23 protein-coding genes, 1 tRNA gene, 1 riboswitch and 1 other annotated feature are annotated in these 23,587 nt (G+C 36.8%); of the genes, 1 reads left to right on the forward strand and 23 read right to left on the reverse strand.

Annotated elements, in window-relative coordinates:
• Window positions 1-70: 70 nt before the first annotated feature.
• From leuD to HWV59_RS20170, 20 genes are all read right to left on the reverse strand, one after another.
• Entirely contained in the window at window positions 71-664 is a 594-nt protein-coding gene (gene leuD, locus HWV59_RS20075) for a 3-isopropylmalate dehydratase small subunit (RefSeq protein WP_102230770.1), read from the reverse strand.
• Between the two features lie 73 nt (window positions 665-737).
• Window positions 738-2,165: a 3-isopropylmalate dehydratase large subunit gene (leuC, locus tag HWV59_RS20080; protein ID WP_175639860.1), complete on the reverse strand. Its 1,428-nt coding sequence runs from the start codon at window positions 2,163-2,165 to the stop codon at window positions 738-740.
• A gap of 134 nt (window positions 2,166-2,299) precedes the next feature.
• Window positions 2,300-3,409 carry a 3-isopropylmalate dehydrogenase gene (gene leuB / locus HWV59_RS20085; protein WP_175639861.1) on the reverse strand — a complete coding sequence of 370 codons (1,110 nt, stop codon included), beginning with the start codon at window positions 3,407-3,409 and terminating at the stop codon, window positions 2,300-2,302.
• Between the two features lie 143 nt (window positions 3,410-3,552).
• Window positions 3,553-4,578 carry a ketol-acid reductoisomerase gene (gene ilvC / locus HWV59_RS20090; RefSeq protein ID WP_102230767.1) on the reverse strand — a complete coding sequence of 342 codons (1,026 nt, stop codon included), beginning with the start codon at window positions 4,576-4,578 and terminating at the stop codon, window positions 3,553-3,555.
• A gap of 98 nt (window positions 4,579-4,676) precedes the next feature.
• Window positions 4,677-5,192 carry an acetolactate synthase small subunit gene (ilvN, locus tag HWV59_RS20095; protein ID WP_102230766.1) on the reverse strand — a complete coding sequence of 172 codons (516 nt, stop codon included), beginning with the start codon at window positions 5,190-5,192 and terminating at the stop codon, window positions 4,677-4,679.
• A complete protein-coding gene (ilvB, locus tag HWV59_RS20100; RefSeq protein ID WP_102230765.1) occupies window positions 5,189-6,910 on the reverse strand; it encodes an acetolactate synthase large subunit in 1,722 nt (573 codons plus the stop codon). The genes ilvN and ilvB overlap by 4 nt, the downstream gene beginning before the upstream one ends.
• 119 nt (window positions 6,911-7,029) lie before the next feature.
• Window positions 7,030-7,282, reverse strand: a binding site (T-box leader).
• Between the two features lie 12 nt (window positions 7,283-7,294).
• Complete coding sequence (ilvE, locus tag HWV59_RS20105; protein ID WP_102230764.1) at window positions 7,295-8,200, reverse strand: branched-chain-amino-acid transaminase; 906 nt, start codon at window positions 8,198-8,200, stop codon at window positions 7,295-7,297.
• A gap of 590 nt (window positions 8,201-8,790) precedes the next feature.
• The gene (locus tag HWV59_RS20110) at window positions 8,791-9,315 is read right to left on the reverse strand and encodes a DUF421 domain-containing protein (RefSeq protein ID WP_175639862.1); all 525 of its coding nucleotides are present in this window, start codon (window positions 9,313-9,315) and stop codon (window positions 8,791-8,793) included.
• 228 nt (window positions 9,316-9,543) lie between these two features.
• Window positions 9,544-9,620 (reverse strand) — tRNA-Arg (locus HWV59_RS20115).
• Window positions 9,621-9,745: 125 nt separating this feature from the next.
• The gene (locus tag HWV59_RS20120; protein WP_102230756.1) at window positions 9,746-10,258 is read right to left on the reverse strand and encodes a metallophosphoesterase family protein; all 513 of its coding nucleotides are present in this window, start codon (window positions 10,256-10,258) and stop codon (window positions 9,746-9,748) included.
• A 21-nt stretch (window positions 10,259-10,279) separates the two neighbouring features.
• Window positions 10,280-10,864 carry an XTP/dITP diphosphatase gene (locus HWV59_RS20125; RefSeq protein ID WP_175639863.1) on the reverse strand — a complete coding sequence of 195 codons (585 nt, stop codon included), beginning with the start codon at window positions 10,862-10,864 and terminating at the stop codon, window positions 10,280-10,282.
• Window positions 10,861-11,628: a ribonuclease PH gene (gene rph, locus HWV59_RS20130; protein WP_102230754.1), complete on the reverse strand. Its 768-nt coding sequence runs from the start codon at window positions 11,626-11,628 to the stop codon at window positions 10,861-10,863. Before rph ends, HWV59_RS20125 begins: the two co-directional genes overlap by 4 nt.
• A gap of 105 nt (window positions 11,629-11,733) precedes the next feature.
• Window positions 11,734-12,804, reverse strand: coding sequence for a GerMN domain-containing protein (locus HWV59_RS20135; protein ID WP_102230753.1), 1,071 nt, complete (start codon window positions 12,802-12,804; stop codon window positions 11,734-11,736).
• A 143-nt stretch (window positions 12,805-12,947) separates the two neighbouring features.
• Window positions 12,948-13,757 (reverse strand): glutamate racemase, encoded by an 810-nt coding sequence (gene racE / locus HWV59_RS20140; RefSeq protein WP_102230752.1) that lies wholly within the window; start codon window positions 13,755-13,757, stop codon window positions 12,948-12,950.
• A 15-nt stretch (window positions 13,758-13,772) separates the two neighbouring features.
• Window positions 13,773-14,183, reverse strand: a complete 411-nt coding sequence (locus tag HWV59_RS20145; protein ID WP_175640123.1) for a MarR family winged helix-turn-helix transcriptional regulator — start codon at window positions 14,181-14,183, stop codon at window positions 13,773-13,775.
• A gap of 274 nt (window positions 14,184-14,457) precedes the next feature.
• Window positions 14,458-14,682, reverse strand: a complete 225-nt coding sequence (gene gerE / locus HWV59_RS20150; RefSeq protein WP_020060005.1) for a spore germination transcription factor GerE — start codon at window positions 14,680-14,682, stop codon at window positions 14,458-14,460.
• A 133-nt stretch (window positions 14,683-14,815) separates the two neighbouring features.
• Window positions 14,816-15,283: an acyl-CoA thioesterase gene (locus HWV59_RS20155; RefSeq protein ID WP_102230751.1), complete on the reverse strand. Its 468-nt coding sequence runs from the start codon at window positions 15,281-15,283 to the stop codon at window positions 14,816-14,818.
• Window positions 15,284-15,390: 107 nt separating this feature from the next.
• A complete protein-coding gene (gene sdhB, locus HWV59_RS20160) occupies window positions 15,391-16,152 on the reverse strand; it encodes a succinate dehydrogenase iron-sulfur subunit (protein WP_175639864.1) in 762 nt (253 codons plus the stop codon).
• Complete coding sequence (gene sdhA, locus HWV59_RS20165) at window positions 16,153-17,916, reverse strand: succinate dehydrogenase flavoprotein subunit (RefSeq protein WP_102230749.1); 1,764 nt, start codon at window positions 17,914-17,916, stop codon at window positions 16,153-16,155. It abuts the gene before it with no gap.
• A 32-nt stretch (window positions 17,917-17,948) separates the two neighbouring features.
• On the reverse strand, window positions 17,949-18,557 hold the full coding sequence (locus HWV59_RS20170; protein WP_102230748.1) for a succinate dehydrogenase cytochrome b558 subunit: 609 nt from the start codon (window positions 18,555-18,557) through the stop codon (window positions 17,949-17,951).
• Between the two features lie 441 nt (window positions 18,558-18,998).
• On the opposite strand from HWV59_RS20170, the gene HWV59_RS20175 reads away from it, so the two are divergent.
• A complete protein-coding gene (locus HWV59_RS20175) occupies window positions 18,999-19,481 on the forward strand; it encodes a YslB family protein (protein ID WP_235991782.1) in 483 nt (160 codons plus the stop codon).
• Between the two features lie 37 nt (window positions 19,482-19,518).
• Here HWV59_RS20175 and HWV59_RS20180 read toward each other — a convergent pair whose 3' ends face one another.
• From HWV59_RS20180 to trxA, 3 genes are all read right to left on the reverse strand, one after another.
• Window positions 19,519-20,748, reverse strand: coding sequence for an aspartate kinase (locus tag HWV59_RS20180; protein ID WP_175639866.1), 1,230 nt, complete (start codon window positions 20,746-20,748; stop codon window positions 19,519-19,521).
• Between the two features lie 178 nt (window positions 20,749-20,926).
• Window positions 20,927-21,109, reverse strand: a riboswitch (Lysine riboswitch).
• Window positions 21,110-21,183: 74 nt separating this feature from the next.
• On the reverse strand, window positions 21,184-22,962 hold the full coding sequence (uvrC, locus tag HWV59_RS20185; protein WP_175639867.1) for an excinuclease ABC subunit UvrC: 1,779 nt from the start codon (window positions 22,960-22,962) through the stop codon (window positions 21,184-21,186).
• Between the two features lie 189 nt (window positions 22,963-23,151).
• Window positions 23,152-23,466 (reverse strand): thioredoxin, encoded by a 315-nt coding sequence (gene trxA, locus HWV59_RS20190; RefSeq protein WP_102230744.1) that lies wholly within the window; start codon window positions 23,464-23,466, stop codon window positions 23,152-23,154.
• Window positions 23,467-23,587: the final 121 nt, after the last annotated feature.

Here is a 23,587-nt window from a genome sequence, read left to right on the forward strand (position 1 = left end):
TGCGCTATCAATTAAATATAATTTAAAAGAGACACATTTTTGAAAAACATCAAAAAGAAAAGAGCAATCATTATAAAAATGACGCTCTTTTCGCTTCAAACTGATTTATTTCTTCATCGAAATTTAATGTTAAGTCAATTTCATCTTTTCCATGTAAAAGCATATCTTTCCAGTAAGGGTCTACTTCAAATGATTTTGATAAACCTTGGTTATCAGAAATTAATTGTTCTCCAAGGTTAATTGTTAGGACGTAATCTTCATCATTTGTTTTCTCACGAATTGCATCCAAAACTGTTTGCTCTAATGATATCGGTAATAAACCGTTTTTAAGACAGTTTTGGTGAAAGATATCTGCATAAGATGGTGCGAGTATGGCCTGAAATCCATAATCTGAAAGAGCCCATGGAGCATGCTCACGTGATGATCCGCAACCAAAATTTTCTCCTGCAAGCAAGATTGTAGCTCCCTTGCTTTTCTCTTGGTTTAGTTCAAAATTTGGATTTTCAGTGCCATCTGCTAAATATCTCCAATCAAAAAATGCAAAACGGCCATAACCTGTTTTTTCTATTCTTTTTAAAAATTGTTTTGGGATAATTTGATCTGTGTCTACATTTGCTCTATTTAATACAGCTACTTTACCTGTATGTGTAGTAAAAGGTTGCATGCTGTCCCTCCTAATGACGGTTTTGATCGGGATAAAAGACTAGTTCTCTAGCCTTCGTTTCGATTATGAAGATTTAAATGCTCACTGCATTTTCTTGAATATGACGTACATCTACAAATCGTCCATATAATGCAGCTGCTGCAGCCATCGCAGGGCTTACAAGATGTGTCCTAGCTCCTTTACCTTGTCTTCCTTCAAAGTTACGATTTGAAGTTGAAGCACAACGCTCTCCTTCTGGTACAACATCATTATTCATACTTAGACACATACTGCATCCTGATTCTCTCCATTCAAAGCCTGCTTCTTTAAAGATCACATCCAGACCTTCTTCTTCTGCTACTTTCTTAACTTTTTGAGAACCCGGTACAACAATGGCACGTACATTTTGCGGAACCTTATGTCCTTTTAGGCTTTGAATAATTTCTGCAGCCTGTCTTAAGTCTGTTAAGCGGGAGTTTGTACATGAGCCGATAAAGACATGCTCTACTGTAATATCTTCTATTTTCGTATTTGGTTGTAATCCCATATAGCTAAACGCACGATTAGCTTCATCAAGTTCTTCTGCATTTTGGAAATCATTTAAATCAGGAGTTTTTTCATCAACACCGACTGACATTCCCGGATTTGTTCCCCACGTAACCATTGGTGCAATTTCATCGCCTTTTAATGTAATGACTTGATCATACTCGGCACCTTCATCTGTTTTTAACGTTTTCCAATATTCAACTGCACGATCAAACTCTTCACCTTTAGGCGCATACTTTCTACCTTTAATATAAGAGAATGTTGTTTCATCTGGTGCAATAAGACCAGCTCTAGCTCCTGCCTCAATTGACATATTACAGATAGTCATTCTCTCATCCATAGATAAACTTTCAATTACTTCACCTGTGTATTCGATAATAAAGCCAGTGCCAAAACGAACACCATATTTGCCTATGACCGCAAGAATAACGTCTTTTGCTGTTACTCCCTTTTGAAGTTTACCAGGAATATGAATATTTAACGTTTTTGGACGCTGTCTCCATAATGTTTGAGTTGCTAGTACGTGTTCAACCTCACTAGTCCCAATTCCAAAAGCAATAGCACCAAATGCACCATGTGTTGAAGTATGACTGTCTCCACAAACAATTGTTTTTCCAGGAAGAGTTAACCCAAGTTCCGGTCCAATAACGTGTACGATTCCTTGATCTTCACTTTGAAGGTCAGCTAATCGAATGCCAAACTCCTGGCAATTTCTTTCCAAAGCACTTATTTGATTTTTTGCTACTTCGTCATTGATCACAAAACGATTAACAGTCGGGACATTGTGATCCATTGTTGCAAACGTCCGGTCTGGTCTTCTAACTTTACGATTTTTCTCTCGTAAGCCTTCAAAAGCCTGTGGTGATGTTACTTCATGAATTAAGTGTAGGTCGATATATAAAAGATCCGGTTTCCCTTGTTCTTGTTGGACGATATGTTCGTCATAGATCTTTTCTATGATCGTTCTTGGCTTCATAGTCATAAACCTCCTTTAATAGATGGAAAATGAGGGGCTGACAATCGTCATTGTCATACCCCTCAGGTCCTGATGCAAATACGTCTGGTACCTGCACTGGATTTATAATTAGCAGCTTACTTAATTAATAGATTTTAAGAGTAAGCTTCTATAATATTTATAATTGCATGGTCATCGGATAATGCATTTTTGATTTCTTCAGCCATTTGCGTTGTTGAAATAGCCTTTTCACCATTTGCAAGATCTGCTGTACGAGCCCCTGAATTCAAGACATTATCAACAGCTTTTTCAATTGCCTTAGCTTCTTCTTCCATTCCAAAAGATTGGCGAAGCATCATGGCTGCTGAAAGAATTGTAGCAATTGGATTCGCTTGATCCTTACCAGCAATATCTGGTGCAGAGCCATGAATAGGTTCATATAAATGCAAACCAGTTGATGATAGACTAGCAGATGATAGCATTCCTAAAGAGCCTGTAATCATCGATGCTTCGTCACTTAAAATATCCCCAAACATGTTTTCAGTCACAATAACATCGAATTGACGTGGTGAGCGGATAAGCTGCATCGCTGCATTGTCAACTAACATATGCTCTAATGTAACATCAGGGTATCTAGCTGCCACTTCTTCTGCTACTTCACGCCACACTCTACTTGACTCCAGAACATTTGCTTTATCAACAGATGTCACATGTTTACGACGCTTACTCGCAATCTCAAAAGCAGAAACAAGAATCCTTTCGATTTCAGCTCTCTTATAGAACAACGTATCGACAACTGCATCTTCACCATCTTTTACTACTCGCTCACTCGGTTTACCGAAATACAATCCCCCTGTTAGCTCACGGACGATAACAAAATCGACTCCATTTACATATTCCTTCTTTAAAGGGGAAGAATCTAACAAACTCTCAAATGTTGTAATCGGGCGTAAGTTAGCAAATAAATCTAATTCTTTACGCAGAGCAAGTAAACCACGTTCAGGTCGAAGTTCAACAGGATTTTGATCCCATTTCGGACCTCCAACAGCCCCTAAAATGATGGCATCAGATTTTTTACAAATTTCAATTGTTTCTTCTGGCAGTGGCTTGCCTTTTTGATCAATGGCAGTACCACCAATCAAACCATAGTTAAATTGGAATTGATGATTAAAATGTTCAGCGACAGCTTTTAAAATCTCAACTGTCACATCAACTACTTCTTTCCCAATTCCGTCACCCGGTAATAATGCGATTGTTTTTTTCATGTTCTATCCCCCTTCACACTATGTTTTTGTTCAATTTGCAACGTACATTCCGAGTTTTTCGGTTATTTTGCAATCTCCAGCTTTTCATTCACAATAAGATTTACAACTGGAGATTGCTCACTACCACGGAGTGTTATATCAAATTAATTTTTTGCACTCACTGTTTCTTTTTGTTTTTGTTTAGACTTTACAAACGGCATCATAGCACGTAATTTTTTACCTACAACTTCGATTTGGTGCTCATTTTCATTGTTATTAATTGCATTAAATTGTGGACGGTTTGCTTGGTTTTCAAGGATCCATTCTTTTGCAAATTTACCAGTTTGGATGTCTTTAAGAACTTCTTTCATCGCTTCTTTTGAGCTGCTATCTACAACGCGTGGTCCTGAAACGAAGTCACCCCATTGTGCTGTATCAGAAATTGAATATCTCATTCCAGCCATACCATCTTCATACATTAAGTCTACGATTAATTTTAATTCATGTAGACACTCAAAGTATGCTACTTCCGGTTGGTAACCTGCTTCAACTAGTGTTTCAAATCCAGCTTTTACAAGTGAAGTTAATCCACCACAAAGTACTGCTTGCTCACCGAATAGATCTGTTTCTGTTTCTTCTTTAAATGTTGTTTCTAATACACCAGCACGTGCTGATCCAACACCTTTAGCATAAGCTAATGCTTTATCTTTCGCTTGACCAGTTACATCTTGGTAGATTGCAAATAATGCAGGTACTCCGGCACCTTCTTCATATGTTCTTCTTACTAAGTGACCTGGTCCTTTAGGAGCTACTAGGAATACATCAACATCAGCTGGTGGTACGATTTGGCTGAAATGTACGTTAAATCCGTGTGCAAATACTAATGAGTTTCCTGCTTCTAAACCTGGTTTGATTTCTTCTTGATATACTTTTGCTTGTTGCTCATCTGGAAGTAATACCATTACTAAATCGCCAAGCTCTGCAGCTTCTGCAACAGAAACTACATGATGTCCGTCTTCAACTGCTTTATTGAAAGATCCACCTTGACGTACACCAACTACTACGTCAACTCCGCTTTCCTTTAAATTAAGTGCATGTGCATGACCTTGTGATCCATATCCAATGATTGCTACCTTTTTCCCTTGTAATGCTGCTTCGTTTACGTCACCGTTATAATATACTTTTGTCATTTTATACTCTCTCCTTCAAATCTTTTTAGAATTAAATTAGGTTTCTTACTATATATGAATCTTTTAACCTGGCTTTATCAGGCAAGATTGCAAACGAATTAAACAATTGAGATAGGAACTTCTTTTGTTGCTCTTTGCGTACCGCGAGTAAATGCAGTAGTACCGGTACGCGCAATTTCTTTAATGCCATAAGGTCTTAATAAATCGATAAGGACTTCAATTTTCTCAGGCTCACCAGTTACTTGCACAACAACACTTTCTCGACTTACATCAATAACCGTTGCTCTAAATGGCTGAATAAGTCCTTGAACTTCCATTCTTGTAGCAGGTGTTGACATCACTTTTATTAATGCCAATTCCCGTGAAACAAGGGAATGTGAAGTAATATCTGTTACCTTTAGTACATCTATTTGCTTATTTAATTGCTTTGTGATTTGCTCTACTTCTTTTTCCTCTTGAACATTTACAACAACTGTCATCCTTGAAACTCCTTCTGTTTCAGCATGACCTACTGTTATACTTTCAATATTGTAATGCCTTTTCGTGAACAATCCTGTAATTCTATTTAATACCCCAGTTTGGTTTAAAACCGTTAATGAGAGGATTCTTTTCATAACTTAACACCTACCATTTCATGCAGCCCTTTACCTGGAGCAACCATAGGATACACATTTTCATCTTTACTTACGTGGATATCAAGTAATACAGGCTCATCTGATAAAATTGCAGCCTTTAACTTTTCTTCCCAACCTTCTTCATTTACAATGCGTACACTGTTAATTGAATAAGCTTCAGATAGCTTTACAAAATCCGGCTGTGTGACAAATTTAGAATGTGAATAACGTTCTTCGTAGAAGATTTCTTGCCACTGCCTTACCATTCCAAGAGCACCATTATTCAAAATAACGACTTTAATTGGCAGGTTTAGTTCATGAATAACCCCTAATTCCTGAAGGGTCATTTGGAATCCACCATCACCTAAAACAGCAATAACTGTTGAGTTACGGTCTGCAAGTTGAGCACCAATTGCCGACGGTAAGCCGAAGCCCATTGTTCCAAGTCCACCAGATGTAACCCATCGATTCGGATTATTAAAATTATAGTATTGTGCTGCCCACATTTGATGTTGGCCAACATCAGTCGTTACAATTGCTTCTCCATTCGTCCATTTGTGGATAAGCTCTAAAATATTTTGCGGCTTTAATTCGGTATCACTTTCTTTATAAACAAGTGGATATTCTTTCTTATTAGATGCCAACTGTTCATTCCACTCTTTGTTATCACCTTGTTTCCCATCTTGTTTCAATAATTGTTGAAGAACTAATTTAGCGTCTCCCACAATTGGAATTTGTGTAGGAACATTTTTACCAATTTCAGCTGGATCAATATCAATATGAGCGATTGTTGCTTTTTTCGCAAAATGTTGAAGATTACCTGTTACACGGTCATCAAATCTAGCACCAACACTGATCAATAAGTCGCAGTCGTAAATTGCCATATTCGATGTATAGGTTCCGTGCATACCTGCCATCCCTAAAAACAGTGGATGATCAGAAGGAAAACCGCCTAATCCTAATAATGTATTCGCAACAGGAATTTGTTGTTGTTCCGCATATAATCTTAATTCCTCATGTCCGCTTGCATGTAGCACACCCGCACCTGCCAAAATAACGGGCTTTTTCGCTCTACTTACTGCCTCTACTAATTTACGAATTTGTAGGTAATTCGGTTCACTAGTTGGTTGATATCCTGGAAGATTCACTTCCATATCATAGGAGAAATCTCCTTCAATCGTTGCGATATCTTTAGGAATATCTATTAAAACTGGACCTGGTCTTCCTGTAGTTGCAATATGAAAAGCTTCTTTGACAATCCTTGGAAGATCATTCACTTCACGTACTTGGTAATTATGCTTTGTGATTGGAGTTGTAATTCCCAATATATCCGCTTCCTGGAAGGCATCGGATCCAATCACAGATGATGCAACCTGCCCTGTAAAAACAACTAATGGAAGTGAATCAATCATCGCATCCGCCAGTCCGGTAACTAGATTGGTAGCACCAGGTCCGGATGTTGCTATGACAACTCCAGGTTTTCCTGAAACTCGTGCATACCCTTCTGCAGCATGGATACCACCTTGCTCATGGCGTGATAGAACATGAAATAAACCAGAATCATACAAGCTGTCATAGATCGGTAATACAGCACCACCGGGATACCCAAAAATAACTTCAACCTTTTCCTTCTTTAAAGATTCGATAAGCATTTGGGACCCCGACATTGTGTTTGTACATTTGGCAGTTGAACTGTTCAACTGTACATTTGTACTCATTTTCTTTCCTCCCTTTCTTGGCGTAAGTTTAGCCTTTATGTTTTTTACAAAAATTCAATTTATTCAGCATATAAAAAACCTTCCCACCCCTCATAAGACTCCACATAAAAATTGTGTGCCAAAGGGGCGAAAAGGTTAAGAAACATTTTCGCGGTACCACCCTTCTTCATGGTCATAACCTGACCACCTTACGAACAGATCACCTGTTCACTTTGATAACGAGTACCGAAGAATGGGACTCGGTTAATCCTACTAATGTTCAGATTAACACTCAGAGGCGAGTTCATCTTTGGGAATATCACCGGCTTCCAGCTACCCCGGTTCTCTGTAGATACTTTACCAAAAACTACTTTTCCTCTTCACCGTTTTACTATATGCAAATCATTAGCTTACATGAAGACTTTCAGGTATATTTTCTACCTTAACGCCCTCTTCAACAACTTTCTTACGAAAAGCTCCTAAAAGCTTCTTCGTTTCCTCACCTGGGACACCGGTTCCTATCGTGCGTCCATCTACTTTAACAACTGCTATGACCTCTGCCGCAGTACCGGTTAAGAAAACCTCTTCGGCTGTATATACATCGTGACGAGTAAATGGCTCCTCACGTACTTCATAACCCAATTCAGTAGCTATATCAATAATGGCATTTCTTGTAATGCCTTCTAGAGCTCCTATATATCCAGGGGGAGTTAATAACTTCCCATTTTTCAAGATAAATATATTGTCAGCAGAACCTTCTGCAACATAACCTTGATCATTCAGCATTAAAGCTTCACTCACATTGGCTAAATGTGCTTCGATTTTAACTAACACATTGTTTAAATAATTTAGCGATTTTACTTTTGGACTTAATACATCTGGTCTGTTTCTTCTCGTTGCAACTGTCACGATATCAATCCCTGTTTCATACAAATGCTTAGGAAAGATCGATAGAGGTTCAACGATAATGACTGTATTTGCCCGTTTACAATTATATGGATCTAATCCAAGGTCACCAGTTCCTCTTGAAACAACTAATCGAATGTACGCATCGCTTAAACCGTTCTTTTTTACAGTTTCAACGACTAATTCAGTTAATTCTTCCTGGGAGTAGGGAATGGTTAGCATAATTGATTTTGCCGATTGATATAATCGATCCATATGCTCCTTCATCCTAAAAATATTCCCACTGTAAACCCGAATACCTTCGAATACTCCATCACCGTATAAAAAACCGTGATCATAAACTGATATTTTTGCATCTTCTTTCTTTACAAAATCATCATTTAGAAATATCCACTGGTCACCCATAAGAGCACGCCTTTCTTAAAAAAGTTCAAAAATCAGACCACTGAACATTATATTTGTAAAGGAAGTTTAGAAAATAAATTTGAATTTTCTATACTTTTTAAAATGTTCGTGTAACTTTTATTTGAACTTATATTACGCTCAATAAATCCAAGTGTCAACAGTGTTTCAAGAATTATTTGATAATTTAGATTACTTGAATTATTTGTATACGCTTACATCGTTGGTATAATTGGAAAGGCTATTTTTAAAAAAAAGTATAAATTTTTTAAAAATCGACATATTCGGAATTTTGTTTGTGAAGGAGTTTCTCTGTAAGATTTTTAAAAGAGGAATTTTCATTTGTGTTACTTAAGTACATATTACAATGCTTTTAATGTAAGTGAAACAAAAACGTTAGATAACCTAACACGTTTTTTTAGTGAAGTTTGCAGGTTTTAGGTAAGTTGGTTAGCTTTTCGAACTTAGAGCGAATGACTTATTTCCACCTATAACTAATTATATTCCACATCCACCTTCTCTTCCCTGCCTTTTCATATATCGGAAAAAATAATCGAATGCCTTTAAGGGTCAAATTTCAACAAGAATCCTTCTCATTGAAATTTGTCCATACCATTTACATCTTCTAGCGCTGTCTTTTTCCCTTTTTGATCATTTTTTTTTATAACAGATATCGAACCATCTGTTTCAAGGACGACAGCCTCGACATCTTCCATTGACGCACTTCCGCTTGTACGCACTGCCTGTCTTACTTCATCAGCTTTTACCCGTTCGGCTTTCAAGGCACTTTCTAAATAAACGCCATTAAAAAAAAGCAACTGCGGCTCTCCTTTAACAATCGCCGTAAATTTGTTTGACCTAACTTGAAGCCAGGCAACTGCATATTGCAAGAATATCAGTGAGAAAAGGGCCGTAATGCCTTCCCAGAATGAAAGTGCTGGAGTCAACAAAATGGTAGCCACAGTAGAACCTAGCGCTACAGTTACCACTAAATCAAACATGTTCATCTTCGATAACGTACGCTTGCCTGAAATTCTAAGAATGAAAATAAGAGCAGGATAGATGGTTAATGCCATTACAGCTATCCTTAAAATATCCTTCCATGTATCAAAAAACAAACGACTATCACTCCCTATATAATTCAATCTTCATTTTATTTCCCTAACAAGAATGAAAACAAACATCAATACATTCTTTCATAAAGGCAGTTTTCGTTTTCTAAATAACCATACTTTAGAGGGTTTATGAAACAGAAAGGCGTTTTTTACTTTTTTTTAGAAGCTTCTTAAAAAAAGTAAAAAACGCCTTTTATCAAATTAAGATAAAAGACGTTAATATGTAATAGATGGCGTCCCAGGAGAGATTCGAACTCCCGACCGACGGCTTAGAAGGCCGTTGCTCTATCCTGCTGAGCTACTGGGACATTGGATTAATACGTTTGTCAAAAGCCTTTATATTAAGTGGCAGCGACATTTATTATTATATTTCTCACAATCATAAAAGTCAATAGTTTTTCTTATTTTTTTAGAGGAGGGAGAAAATTCTCCCTCACTTTAATATAAACTCTTTAGAAAGCTCATTAATAATTTGACCATTCACTTCAAAGAAAGTAACATTTGCACGGTTCTGTTCTAATTCAAGTATAGCATATGTCTTCTGTCTTCGCAGTACAGGAAGTCTAATACTGCCAGGGTTTATAAGTAATACTCCATCAATCAACTCAGCACCAGCAATATGTGAATGTCCATAACAGGCGATTTTTGCGTTCGTTTCAATTGCTCGATATTTTAAACTCATGAGAGACATCTTTACATTGTATAAATGCCCATGTGTCATATAAAGAGTAGTACCTTGCAAATCTTCAATAATTTCATTTGGTAATCTTGAGCCAAAATCACAATTCCCTTTTACACCTATAAATCCACTTAATTCATCACTCTCATTTGATAACTCTGAATCACCACAGTGTAACATCAGGTCAACTTCCTCTTGATGTCTATTTTTTATGTCTACAATTTCTGAAGTTAATCCATGGCTGTCACTCATTATTAAGATCTTCATCTACCTACGCCCCGTTTAGATTCATTTCAATAAATCTTTAATTTTTCTTAATGCATCGGCCCTATGGCTAATTTTATTTTTTTCTTCCTTTGTTAACTCAGCCATTGTTTTACCAGAATCATCAATACAAAAGATAGGATCATAGCCAAAACCACCTTGACCTTTTCTTTCTTTCGCAATATACCCCTCACAAGTTCCAATTACTGTTTGAGTTTGTTGTCCTGGTACTGAAATGGCTAATGCACAGACAAACCTTGCCTTTCGCTCATTCAACTCTGCATTCTCAAGCTTGGTCAGTACTGCATCTATATTTGCCTGATCATCTTTTTGCGGACCTGCATATCTTGCAGAGTAGACACCCGGCTCACCATTTAAGTAGTCAACTTCTAATCCTGAATCATCCGCAATTGTCATTTGTTGATATTCCTTAGAGATAGCCTCTGCTTTTAGAATACTATTTTCTTCGAAGGTCTGACCTGTTTCTTCAACATCAATTGAATTTGGAAAATCTAATAAAGATTGGACATGATACCCCAAAGGTGCAAGCATAACTTCAAATTCTTTTACTTTTCCTTGATTTTTAGTTGCAATAATTATTTTTTTCACTTTGACATAACCTGCTTCTTTTCATTTTCCTCGATAAGCAGCGAAATATCTCCCAATACTTCCTTCTGATGTTCAATAAGTGCTTTAATTCCTTTTTCAGCTAAATCTAACATGCTGTTTAATTCAGTTCTAGTGAATGTTGCTTCTTCTCCAGTTCCTTGAACTTCAACGAGTTGAGCTGTTGAAGTCATGATTACATTCATATCTACTAAAGCCTTTGAGTCTTCTATGTAATTTAAGTCTAGTATTTCTCCATGTTGAGAATCCACACCTACCGATACTGCTGCAAGAAAACTTGTTATAGGTAGTGATTTGATTTTTCCTGCCTTCACAAGCTTTTCTAGCGCTATAACCATTGCAACATACGCACCCGTAATAGAAGCTGTTCTTGTACCACCATCTGCTTGAATGACGTCACAGTCGATCCAAATTGTTCTCTCACCAAGCTCGGTTAAGTTTACGACCGCTCTTAATGCTCTCCCTATTAAACGTTGGATTTCCATTGTACGACCTGTAATTTTACCTTTTGACGACTCTCTTATTGTCCTTTGTTCTGTCGCTCGAGGTAACATAGAATATTCGGCGGTAATCCATCCCTTTCCCTCGCCTCTCATAAACGGTGGTACACGATCTTCGACACTTGCATTACAAATAACCTTAGTGTTACCAACAGTGATTAATACAGAGCCTTCAGGATGTATGACAAAGTCCCTTATGATGTCAACTTTTCTTAATTGATCTGCTTTTCGTTCATCATGTCTCATTTATCTCTTTCCCTCCAATGAAACTTTTGTAAACAAGAAATAAGAGGTAGCTCTTCAAAAGCATACCTCTCTATACCCTGTATATAGTATATCAAAAACCTGTGATTAAAAACTACCTGTATTCACTTCAGTCGGTCTTGTTACAGGCTCTGTTAGTTTTTCTCCATTTTCATTAATTAGCTCTGCCTTTCCATTAACAGTCACAGCTACACTTTCAATTCCTTCTTGTTCTGTTAATGTTAAGACTAATGCATTTAATACGTCTGAAGAAATAATTTTTTGTTCTTCATCAAAGCTTCCGTAAATAGATTCATTGAAATCAAGTGTTACTTTTCCATCTTCATATTTTGGTGCACTTAATAAATCTACACCGTCTTGGAAGTCACTCATTAATCCTAATGAAGGAGATGGACCTTTTGTTAGTTCTTTAACTGCAGAAACGATCGGATCTGTTTCATCATTGCTAATACGCTTTGTCACAGGAACATAATAAGGTTGACCATCCGATTCCGCCATATAGTATACTGTCAATGGCTTTGTATTTGTTATATCAACAACATCAGTCGAGTCATGATTAATTCCATCTACTCTACTTACACCATCTTGAATTGGCGTACTATTAACAGGCATTTCTTTCTGTTCATGTCCATTCACCCAAATCTTCACTTTTTCTACTTTATCAAATTGTGTTAATGTCCATGTAATAGCTTGTAGGATTTTTGCTTCATCCTCTTTTTTATAGTTATTAAATTCCTTGGAAAAATCTGCAACAGCTATTCCATCTTTAATATTTACACCAAGAACTTGTGTATCAGCCGGCAAAACAGCTCTAAAGCCATTCGGCAGCATATTAGATACTGGACCGCCCTCAACCAAATATTCTAACGATTGTTTTGCAACACTATCTGTTTTTGGTAGATTCATTGAATGAGGGACAACAAAGCCACTCTTATCAATTAAATACAGTTGACTTGTAACCGTCTCCTCAGCTTGGTCAGCTTTCACATCTTCAGCACCATTTTCAGTTTCTACTTTAGAACCTTCTTCTGTAATCGTGACATCTTGTGGTGGATCGATTTCCTTTGCTGCTTCTTCTGCATTAAACAATCCACAACCAGATAGGAGCAATGATGATGCAAGTACAGTAACTACAATCTGTTTGTTGTATTTAGACATTTCAATCCCTCCAAAGGCAGTTTGTACTACTATGTATACGAGCTATTCTTTAATTTAGACCGACTTTTTGTACAAACTTATTACTAAAGAGGATAAAAATAAATAAAACACAGTGAATTTCTCACTGTGTTTTTCGTTTCGTTTTACTTCAAATTATCTAATATAATGGATTCAACATGTTCAATCGGTTTTTCAAACCATTTTGAAGCTATTTTTTCAAACAGCTGCTTTGAACCGGTTGTCAAAAATTTATGCTGTTTTTTGCCTGATGATTGATTAAGTGTTTTATTGAAGGACAAAATTGTACTTACCTCTCGTGCTGTTTCATCACCTGAACAGATTATTTTCACAGCTTGTCCCATAAAATCTTCTATTTGGGGTTGAAGGATAGGATAATGAGTACAGCCTAGAATTAGTGTATCAATCTTGCTGTTTTTAAAAGGTGCAAGAGATTGCTCTACGATTTCTATTGCTTCTTCCCCTTCATATTCTCCACTTTCAACTAAAGGGACGAACTTCGGACAAGCCATACTTTCAATAGTAAGGCAATTATTTAACGTCTTAAGTGCTGTTTCATATGCAGAGCTTTTAATTGTATTAAATGTGCCAATAACACCGATATGGTCATTTTTTGTAACCTTTACAGCTGTTCTGGCACCAGGGAAAATAACCCCAATAACCGGGATATCCACTGTATCTTGAATTTCTTGTAGAGCAATGGCTGTTGCTGTGTTGCAAGCAATTACCAGCATCTTAATGTGATGATTTTCAAGGAGATATTTCGTCATTTCCCATGTAAACTTTCGAACTTCTTCAGCCGGACGAGGTCCGTAGGGACAGCGGGCTGTATCACCTAGATAGATGATCTCTTCTTTTGGTAATTGTCTCATGATTTCCTTTGCGACAGTTAGTCCGCCAACTCCAGAATCGATGACACCAATCGGTCTTTTCAAAACATCGCCTCATTCTTAACTCATTTCTTGTTGTAGTTTCATTAATGACTTTTCTAACACATGCAATTCATCTTGATCGAAGTTTATCATCATATCATTTAAGTAATGTTGCCGTTTATGAATGACTTCTTCAATAATACGTTCTCCCTCAGCTAACAGGTGGATTCTCACCACTCTTCGATCTTGGGGATCCTTTACTCTAATCACTAGCTTATTCTTCTCCATGCGGTCAATTAAGTCTGTTGTTGTACTGCACGCTAAAAACATTTTAGTTGAAAGTTCTCCAATTGTTAAGTCCCCATTTTCCCATAACCATTGTAGAGCAACAAATTGTGGAGGAGTTATTTGATAGTCATTTAATATTTCTCGACCCTTTTGTTTAATAATACCGGATATATGACGAAGCGCCTTTTCCAGATCAGCTATTGTTTGTTTTCGATTATTAGCTTGATTAATGCTGTTCACATTTCACCCTCACTTACCTTTTTCTATTACGCATTCTGCTTGGCATTATATATATTTTCCTAGTTTTGTTCATAAATTGCAAGTTAGATATTTTTTGTCCTTTTATAAAATACCAAATTAGAAAAGTTTGGGATAATCGTTAGTTATCAATGGAGAAAGGCATAATTCTCCTTTCTTATTGTACTGTTTTGCAATAAAATAACCGGCTTCCTTGTAAAAGGAGAGCCGGTATTTGTTAGAGCTCGAGTTCACCCATTCGAAGGAGCTCAACAACCGCTTGAGAGCGTCCCTTAACACCAAGCTTTTGCATCGCATTTGAGATATGATTTCGAACCGTTTTTTCACTAATAAAGAGTTCACTAGCAATCTCTTTCGTTGTTTTATCTTGCACTAACAATTCGAATACTTCTCTCTCTCTTTTCGTGAGTAGTGGCTTTGATTGATACTCTTTCTCTTTCAAGTATTGTAACCCTCCTTGCTAAGGTGAGAGCTGGTCTAACGGATGGGTATATATTTAGTCAACATATACTATGTGAAACCGTGAAGCACTGTGACACAATCCATACGGAAAAGATGAGTGACTACGTCCATTTTTATGTAGTCATGACTTTTGCTCCATTAAGAATGCTTTTTTCCTTCTCTGACCATGGAACACTTTTACCTGTATGCTTGGATATCTGTACAATTGCTCCTCGGCCTACAAAAAGACTCTCTCCCTGTTCATTTACCGCTAAATAATGCAGGTCAACAGATGAAGTGCCGACTCTGTTGATTTTTACATATAATGTGATTCTTTCATCAAAGTACGCTTGGTGTAAGTATTCACATTGAAGATCTGCTACAACAGGAATTGTTTCTCCTTCAGTATTTAACCATTTTTGCATCAAGCAAATGCTTTTGAAGAATTCTATCCTTCCTTCTTCAAAGTATGTAAAAGGAGCTGTATTGTTCATATGTCCAAACATATCTGTTTCAGAAAATTTTATTTTTATTAGGTGTGAAAAAGAAAAACTGTTTTTATATTCTTCATTGAAGTTTTCAATAAAGGAAACTTTTTTCATTGCAATCTTCCTTTCAATTTGTTTTACCAATGGTTGTTGCGCTCTAAAAAAGCGCCTTACAAAAAAAGAGACTAACTATTAAATAGTCAGTCTCATACATTCAATTCTTATACTTGGTCGCTACCGAAGAAATTACGGAAAGATTGGATCGCTGTATCTCGGTTTAGTGCTGCAATAGATGTTGTTAAAGGAATACCCTTTGGACATGATTGAACACAGTTTTGAGAGTTACCACAGTTCGCTAAACCACCATCTCCCATAATTGCCTCTAATCGCTCAGAACGATTCATTTCACCAGTTGGGTGTGCATTAAATAGTCTGACCTGAGATAGTGGAGCTGGTCCAATAAAGTTAGATTTACTATTTACGTTAGGACATGCTTCCAAACATACGCCACATGTCATACACTTCGAAAGTTCATAAGCCCATTGACGTTTTTTCTCAGGCATACGTGGTCCAGGTCCTAAATCATATGTTCCATCTACAGGAATCCATGCCTTTACTTTCTTTAATGAGTCAAACATACGTTTACGATCAACTTGCAAATCACGAACCACTGGGAATGTACGCATTGGCTCCAGGCGGATTGGTTGTTCAAGCTGGTCGACTAATGCTGTACATGACTGACGCGGCTTGCCATTAATCACCATTGAACATGCTCCACATACTTCCTCTAAGCAGTTCATATCCCAGTTGATCGGTGTTGTTTGTTTCCCATTAGCATTTACAGGATTACGTCTGATTTCCATTAACGCAGAAATAACGTTCATGTTAGGACGATAAGGAATTTCAAACTTCTCCTGATAAGGGGCTGCTTCTGGTGATTCTTGTCGCGTAATAATAAAATGAACAACTTTATTCTCACTCATTTAGTTTTCCCCCTTTTTGCTTTTTGAATAATCACGTTTTCTTGGTTTGATTAACGAAACATCAACATCGTCATAGCGGAATTCAGGAGCAGTACGGTCACCTGAATACTTAGCCATTGTTGTTTTTAAGAATTCCTCGTCATTACGATCAGGGAATTCAGGCTTATAATGTGCTCCACGACTTTCGTTACGGTTATAAGCTCCAAGTGTTACAACTCGAGAAAGTTGAAGCATATTTTTTAGTTGACGTGTGAATGCCGCCCCCTGGTTACTCCACTTAGCTGTATCATTAATATTGATGTTATCAAATCTTTCAATAAGTTCTTGAATCTTTTCATCTGTTTTTAGAAGTTTATCATTATGTCTAACAACCGTAACGTTATCTGTCATCCATTCTCCTAATTCCTTATGAAGAATATAAGCATTTTCGTTACCATCTAAGCTCATAATATTATTCCACTTCTCTTCTTCCTGCTTAACATGACCTTCAAACAGAGTAGAAGATAAATCATCTGCACTCTTTTCTAAGCCATTGATGTATCTAACAGCATTAGGTCCGGCAACCATCCCACCGTATATAGCTGATAGCAGTGAGTTAGCACCTAAACGGTTAGCCCCATGCATTGAGTAATCACATTCACCTGCAGCAAAAAGCCCAGGAATATTTGTCATTTGATCATAATCAACCCACAGGCCACCCATTGAATAATGAACCGCAGGGAAGATTTTCATCGGTACTTTACGCGGATCATCACCCATGAATTTTTCATAGATTTCGATAATACCACCAAGTTTAATATCAAGTTCTTTTGGATCTTTATGTGATAAATCTAGGTATACCATGTTCTCACCATTAATACCTAGCTTTTGTTCAACACAAACATCGAAAATTTCACGTGTTGCAATATCACGCGGAACAAGGTTACCGTATGCTGGATATTTCTCTTCAAGAAAGTACCATGGTTTTCCATCTTTATATGTCCATACTCGTCCACCTTCTCCACGAGCAGATTCACTCATTAAACGCAGCTTATCATCTCCCGGAATTGCAGTTGGATGGATTTGAATGAATTCACCATTCGCATAATAAACACCTTGTTGATAAACAATTGATGCTGCTGACCCTGTATTAATTACTGAGTTAGTAGATTTACCAAAAATGATTCCAGGACCGCCTGTCGCCATAATAACAGCATCAGATCGGAATGATTCAATTTGCATAGATGTAAGGTTTTGTGCTGTAATTCCACGACAAACCTGATCATCATCTATGATTACACCTAAAAATTCCCAACCTTCATACTTCGTTACAAGACCTGCTACCTCATAGCGTCTAACTTGTTCATCCAAAGCATATAGTAACTGCTGGCCAGTCGTTGCACCGGCAAAAGCTGTACGGTGATGTTGTGTACCTCCAAAACGTCTGAAATCTAGTAAGCCTTCTGGAGTACGGTTGAACATTACACCCATTCGGTCTAATAGATGAATGATCCCAGGTGCTGCTTCAGCCATTGCTTTAACAGGTGGTTGATTTGCTAAGAAGTCCCCACCATATACTGTGTCATCAAAGTGCTCCCAAGGTGAATCTCCTTCACCTTTTGTATTAACTGCCCCATTAATTCCACCCTGTGCACAAACCGAGTGTGATCTTTTAACAGGTACTAATGAAAATAAATCTACTTGAACGCCCGCTTCGGCAGCTTTAATTGTGGCCATCAAACCAGCTAGACCGCCTCCGACGACGATAACTTTACTTTTACTCATTAAGCCCACTCCCTTTAATAGCTAGTACTGGATTAGACGAATGCAAAAATTGCGCGAACACCCACAAATGAAAGTGCTAAAAAGATAGCCAGCGTCACATATGTGGATATGACTTGTGAGCGAGGAGTAACGGTAATTCCCCAGCTTACTGCAAATGACCATAAACCATTAGCAAAGTGGAATACTGTTGAAATGACACCTACTAAATAGAACACAAGCATAAACGGACTACTTAAAATAGAAGCCATCATATCATAATTCACTTCTGCTCCAAGTGCTGCTGCAATTCTTGTTTCCCAAACATGCCAAGCGATAAAGATAAACGTAATAATCCCTGTAACACGCTGTAGCATGAACAACCAATTTCGAAGATAACCGTAATTACTTACATTGTTTTTTGCAGTAAAAGCAATATAAACTCCGTAAATAGCATGGTATAAAATTGGAAGGAAAATAATGACGATCTCTAACACATACCTAAATGGCAACATCTCCATAAAATGTGCAGCTTGGTTAAAAGCCTCTGCACCTCTTGTGGCAAAATGATTGACAATAAGATGTTGGATCAAAAAGATCCCTACCGGAATGACTCCTAGTAATGAGTGCAGTCTACGATTAATAAACTCTCGGTTTCCAGCCATAAAAACTTACCCCCTAGTATCAATTATGCGCTCACTTTGTAATAAACTTTTTTTTTATCTAAATTAATCCTTTCCTACTAAAATTTACTTTTCGTAATATTAGTCATCTATTAAGATTAGTAAATATTACTAGTATGAAACTGACAGTCTATAAAATTATCTGTCTGATTAATTAAGATAAATGCAACAAGTACATTTTACTCCCTTAAAGAAAGAGCGTCAAGAAAACGCGTTCATAAATTACAATTTTTCGACAACTATATTCCTTCATATTTTATTTTATCAATATACATTAAATTTTAATAACCAACTTTAGTAGTTTATTTAAAAAATTTAGGTAATTGTATAGAACATTTGAACGATGTTATCAGTTTTGCTTAATATTACATGTGTTTAACTGTTGTGTTGATATATAATATTAATGAGAAAGAGGGGAATACCGTGAACAAACAAACTGTTGTACTTAATACCGATGAATTAGAACATATTCAATTACCGGCTTTTGGATTTGAATTATTACGGGAAGTGTTAATTCCCGATTTGCTCGGTCAAGACTTTCCTCAAATGCTTTATTGGGCCGGAAAAGGCTTGGCACGAAAATATCCTGTAACTTCACTAGATGAACTTACCAATTTCTTTGAGGTAGCCGGTTGGGGAAACCTAGTTTTACTTCATAACAAAAAAAACGAAATGGAATTTGAATTAAGCGGCGACCTTATTTCAATCCGTTTTAAAAAAGCCAATGAATTTACATTCCAATTAGAGGCAGGATTTATTGCTGAGCAACTACAAATGATGAACAATCATATTACCGAAACCTATGAGCAAGTGAAAAAACGCGCAAATAAAGTCGTGTTTACTGTAAAGTGGGATCATAAGGATGCAATCGAAGAATCTCCATTAGGAAAAAGAAGTCAAAGATAGTTATAAGGGGGGAAATCCCCCTTTTTATCTTGAAAAATTATACTCTTGCAGTTGTTTTTGATAATTCAAACGCAGTATGAAGAATATCAACAGCCGATACCATGTGTTCCTGGGAAATAACGGTTGATACTTTAATTTCAGATGTACTAACCATTTTCACCTCAATGCTTTCTTTAGCTAATACATCAAACATTTCTGCAGCTACTCCTGGATTTGAAACCATTCCTGACCCAACAATTGACACTTTTGCCAGGCCACTTTCAGATTCGATGCGCTCGAATTTAAGCTCATTCTTATGTTGTTCTAAAACTTGCAGTGTATCCTCTAAATCACCTGTTTTAACTGAAAATGATATTGTTGTTTTATTATCACTTGTTGTGTTTTGGATGATAATATCAACATTCACATTATTTTTAGCTAATGTCGTAAAGATTGTAGACAATGTCGTTAATTCATTCGGTAACCCAATTACCGACACTCTCGTCACTTGATCTTCAAACGCAATTCCTCTAACAACTAAATTTTGTTCCATCTCTGTTTCCTCCTCGATCATTGTCCCACGCTCATTTTCCATACTTGATCTTACCTCTAGAGGCACATTATAATTTTTCGCAAATTCAACGGCTCGCGGGTGTAAAACGCCGGCTCCCAAATTAGCTAATTCCAACATCTCATCATAGGAAATAGCATCTAATTTTCTAGCTCCTTTTACAAAACGCGGGTCTGTGGTATATACACCTGTTACATCTGTATAAATATCGCACTTTTCAGCACCTAAGGCTGCAGCCAGAGCAACGGCTGTTGTATCAGATCCACCTCTACCTAAAGTGGTAATTTGTTGATCACTTGATAGTCCTTGAAACCCTGCAACAACGACAATTTTACCTTTACCTAATTCATTTTTTAGTTGCTCAGTTTTAATGTTAGTAATTCTGGCATTTCCATGTGTTGCTTCTGTTTCAATACCAGCCTGCCATCCTGTAAAAGAAATAGCATCATATCCTTTTTCAATTAAAGCCATGGATAACAATGAAATTGTGACTTGTTCCCCAGTTGTTAACAGCATATCCATTTCACGCTTACTTGGCTTAGAAGTCAATTGTGCCGCCAGACTCACTAACTCATCTGTAGATTTTCCCATCGCAGAAACAACAACTACTACATCATTTCCAGCTTCTTTTTCCTGAATAACACGGTTGGCAACATTTAATATTCTGTCAACAGAACCAACAGAAGTACCGCCAAATTTTTGTACGATAATACCCAATGCAATCTCACCTTTCAGTTGTTTTTTTCAATGATCGTTTTATCTGTATTAGACATATGCCGTTAATAAATGAGCAAGAATTGGATACTAGAGATGTTTTTTATCATTGCAAATAACAAAAAAAAGCAATGAGACATAAAACATCCCATTGCGAATTAAACGAATAATTTCGTTTATACAATGAGATAGCTCTCCAAGAACATATCATTTCTTGACAATTTTACATCTATTAAATGTAAAACCAGCAATAAAAGCAAATGGTGCAATTATCACTTCGGCGAACATTCCTTTCACCAGCTGTCATCGGAATCCATTTTCCCTCAAACTGGCTACTCTTAATGGTCGCACCTCTACCATCATTTACAAACTAACGATCAATATCAAATTAATCAAATCTTATCAAACATTCTTTCAAAAGGCAAGACTATATTTTTCCTAACTCTCTTTGTGCAGATGGTCGTAGATCGTTTTAGCAATGTTATCCGGCATACCAGCTTTTTTAAAATCATCCACATTTGCTTCCTTCATTTTTTTTACGGATCCGAAATGCTTTAGTAATACTTTTTTTCTTTGTTCACCAACACCAGGTATATCATCCAATATGGATTGAAACGCATTTTTCCCTCGGAGTTGACGATGAAAGGTAATGGCAAATCGGTGTACTTCATCCTGAATTCTCTGAAGTAAGTAGAATTCTTGGCTGTTTCTCTCAAGCTGAATAAATTCCGGAGGTGATCCGATAATAAGCTCTGAAGTTCGATGCTTATCATCTTTTACTAGACCTGCAACAGGGATATCCAAGCCCAGCTCATTTTCTAACACATCTTGAGCGGCAGATAAATGTCCTTTACCTCCATCAATAATAATGAGATCCGGCAAAGGAAGCTGTTCTTTTAGGACACGGCTGTATCGTCTTCTCACTACCTCGCGCATTGAATCATAATCATCCGGTCCTTGTACATCCCTTATTTTATATTTTCGATAATGTTTTTTGGCAGGCTTCCCATCTTCAAAAACAACCATAGCTGACACAGGATCCGTTCCTTGAATATTTGAATTATCAAAAGCCTCTATTCGATGTGGTGTATGGATACCAAGTTTATCTCCTAAATTTTCAACCGCCTTAATTGTTCGTTCTTCATCTCTATCAATTAATAGGAATTTCTCTTTTAGGGCAATTTTTGCATTTTGATGTGCTAAAAGAATCAAATCTTTCTTTTTACCTCGCTTAGGCTGAAGTGTTGAAACATCCAAAAGCTGCTCAACTAAGTCAAATTCAATGCTATCTGGCAACAGAATTTCCTTAGGAAGGAAATGATTTGATTTAGAATAAAATTGACCTAAATATGTCAAGAATTCTTCCTCAGGGCTATCATATATTGGAAACATCGATACATCTCGTTCTATCAATTTTCCCTGGCGAATAAAAAAGACTTGAACACACATCCATCCTTTATCATAAGCATACCCAAAAACATCCCTGTCCACAAAATCATTTAACGTCATTTTTTGTTTTTCCATTGTTGCTTCGATGTGAAGAATCTGATCCCTAAACTCCTTTGCCCGCTCAAATTCAAGTTCTTCAGCTGCTTTGTTCATCTTGACTGACAATCCCTCTTTAATGCTTTTATAGCCACCATTAAGAAATTTGGCAATTTCCTCTACCATTTGTCTGTTCGTATCTTCTGAAACATCATTAACACATGGTGCTAAACATTGACCCATATGGTAATAAAGGCATACTCGATCAGGAAGAGTCGAACATTTTCTTAACGGATATAAACGGTCTAAAAGTTTAATTGTCTCTCGTGCAGATTGAACATTCGGATATGGTCCAAAGTACTTTCCTTTATCTTTTTTTACTTGTCTTGTGACTAAAAGACGTGGGTGCCGCTCATTCGTAATTTTAATAAACGGATAGGTTTTATCATCTTTTAGCATGACATTATATTTAGGATCGTATTTTTTAATTAAATTTAATTCAAGAATTAAAGCCTCTAAATTAGAAGATGTAATGATATATTCAAAATCAACGATTTCATTTACAAGCCTTAATGTTTTCCCATCATGAGATCCGGTAAAATAAGAACGCACACGATTTTTGAGCACTTTTGCCTTCCCGACATATATGACTGTCCCTTGACGGTCCTTCATAATATAACAGCCTGGTTGATCTGGAAGAAGTGCAAGCTTTTCTTTAATGTGATCTCTCATTAGCAGACACTCCCCTTTTACTATTTCGCTAACGATTAGATAGGCAGTAATCCCCTACTTTAATCCAATAATTAAAATAGCGAATTACTGCCTATAAATAAAATATAATTTATTTTAACATGTTCTCTACAATTCGTCGTTGTAAATAATTTCATTGAAAAAGGATTGACGAGTGTCAATCCCTTTGAATTAGATATGCTTGTTTAATACTTCAGCAAGCGCTTCTTTCGGTTGATATCCAACAGCTTTATCAACAACTTCGCCATCTTTTAATACTAGTAAAGTTGGAATGCTCATTACACCGAATTTCCCAGCAGTTTCCTGGTTTTCATCAACATCAACTTTTACGATTTTCACTTTATCTCCCATATCTGAATCAAGTTCTTCAAGAACTGGAGCAATCATTTTACATGGTCCACACCATGGTGCCCAAAAATCGACTAATACGACACCTTCGTTCGTTTCACCTGAAAATGTTTGATCTGTTACATTTGTAATTGCCATTTGTAATTCCTCCTAATTAGTAAGGGTAAAATATGTTTAAAGTATAGCATTCAGCTGAAAAGTAAGCTAATAATTTGCTTCTTTCTTACTTTCCCCTATGTACCATGAAGAAAAACATGTT

It is taken from the genome of Metabacillus schmidteae (assembly GCF_903166545.1).
Classification (GTDB): domain Bacteria; phylum Bacillota; class Bacilli; order Bacillales; family Bacillaceae; genus Metabacillus; species Metabacillus schmidteae.

Bases quoted from the DNA above. Each gene is read 5' to 3' on its own strand.
- leuD (WP_102230770.1), bottom strand. From the start codon at position 664: ATGCAACCTTTTACTACACATACAGGTAAAGTAGCTGTATTAAATAGA.
- leuC (WP_175639860.1), bottom strand. From the start codon at position 2,165: ATGAAGCCAAGAACGATCATAGAAAAGATCTATGACGAACATATCGTC.
- leuB (WP_175639861.1), bottom strand. From the start codon at position 3,409: ATGAAAAAAACAATCGCATTATTACCGGGTGACGGAATTGGGAAAGAA.
- ilvC (WP_102230767.1), bottom strand. From the start codon at position 4,578: ATGACAAAAGTATATTATAACGGTGACGTAAACGAAGCAGCATTACAA.
- ilvN (WP_102230766.1), bottom strand. From the start codon at position 5,192: ATGAAAAGAATCCTCTCATTAACGGTTTTAAACCAAACTGGGGTATTA.
- ilvB (WP_102230765.1), bottom strand. From the start codon at position 6,910: ATGAGTACAAATGTACAGTTGAACAGTTCAACTGCCAAATGTACAAAC.
- ilvE (WP_102230764.1), bottom strand. From the start codon at position 8,200: ATGGGTGACCAGTGGATATTTCTAAATGATGATTTTGTAAAGAAAGAA.
- HWV59_RS20120 (WP_102230756.1), bottom strand. From the start codon at position 10,258: ATGAAGATCTTAATAATGAGTGACAGCCATGGATTAACTTCAGAAATT.
- rph (WP_102230754.1), bottom strand. From the start codon at position 11,628: ATGAGACATGATGAACGAAAAGCAGATCAATTAAGAAAAGTTGACATC.
- HWV59_RS20135 (WP_102230753.1), bottom strand. From the start codon at position 12,804: ATGTCTAAATACAACAAACAGATTGTAGTTACTGTACTTGCATCATCA.
- HWV59_RS20155 (WP_102230751.1), bottom strand. From the start codon at position 15,283: ATGAAAAAAGTTTCCTTTATTGAAAACTTCAATGAAGAATATAAAAAC.
- sdhB (WP_175639864.1), bottom strand. From the start codon at position 16,152: ATGAGTGAGAATAAAGTTGTTCATTTTATTATTACGCGACAAGAATCA.
- sdhA (WP_102230749.1), bottom strand. From the start codon at position 17,916: ATGAGTAAAAGTAAAGTTATCGTCGTCGGAGGCGGTCTAGCTGGTTTG.
- HWV59_RS20170 (WP_102230748.1), bottom strand. From the start codon at position 18,557: ATGGCTGGAAACCGAGAGTTTATTAATCGTAGACTGCACTCATTACTA.
- uvrC (WP_175639867.1), bottom strand. From the start codon at position 22,962: ATGAGAGATCACATTAAAGAAAAGCTTGCACTTCTTCCAGATCAACCA.
- trxA (WP_102230744.1), bottom strand. From the start codon at position 23,466: ATGGCAATTACAAATGTAACAGATCAAACATTTTCAGGTGAAACGAAC.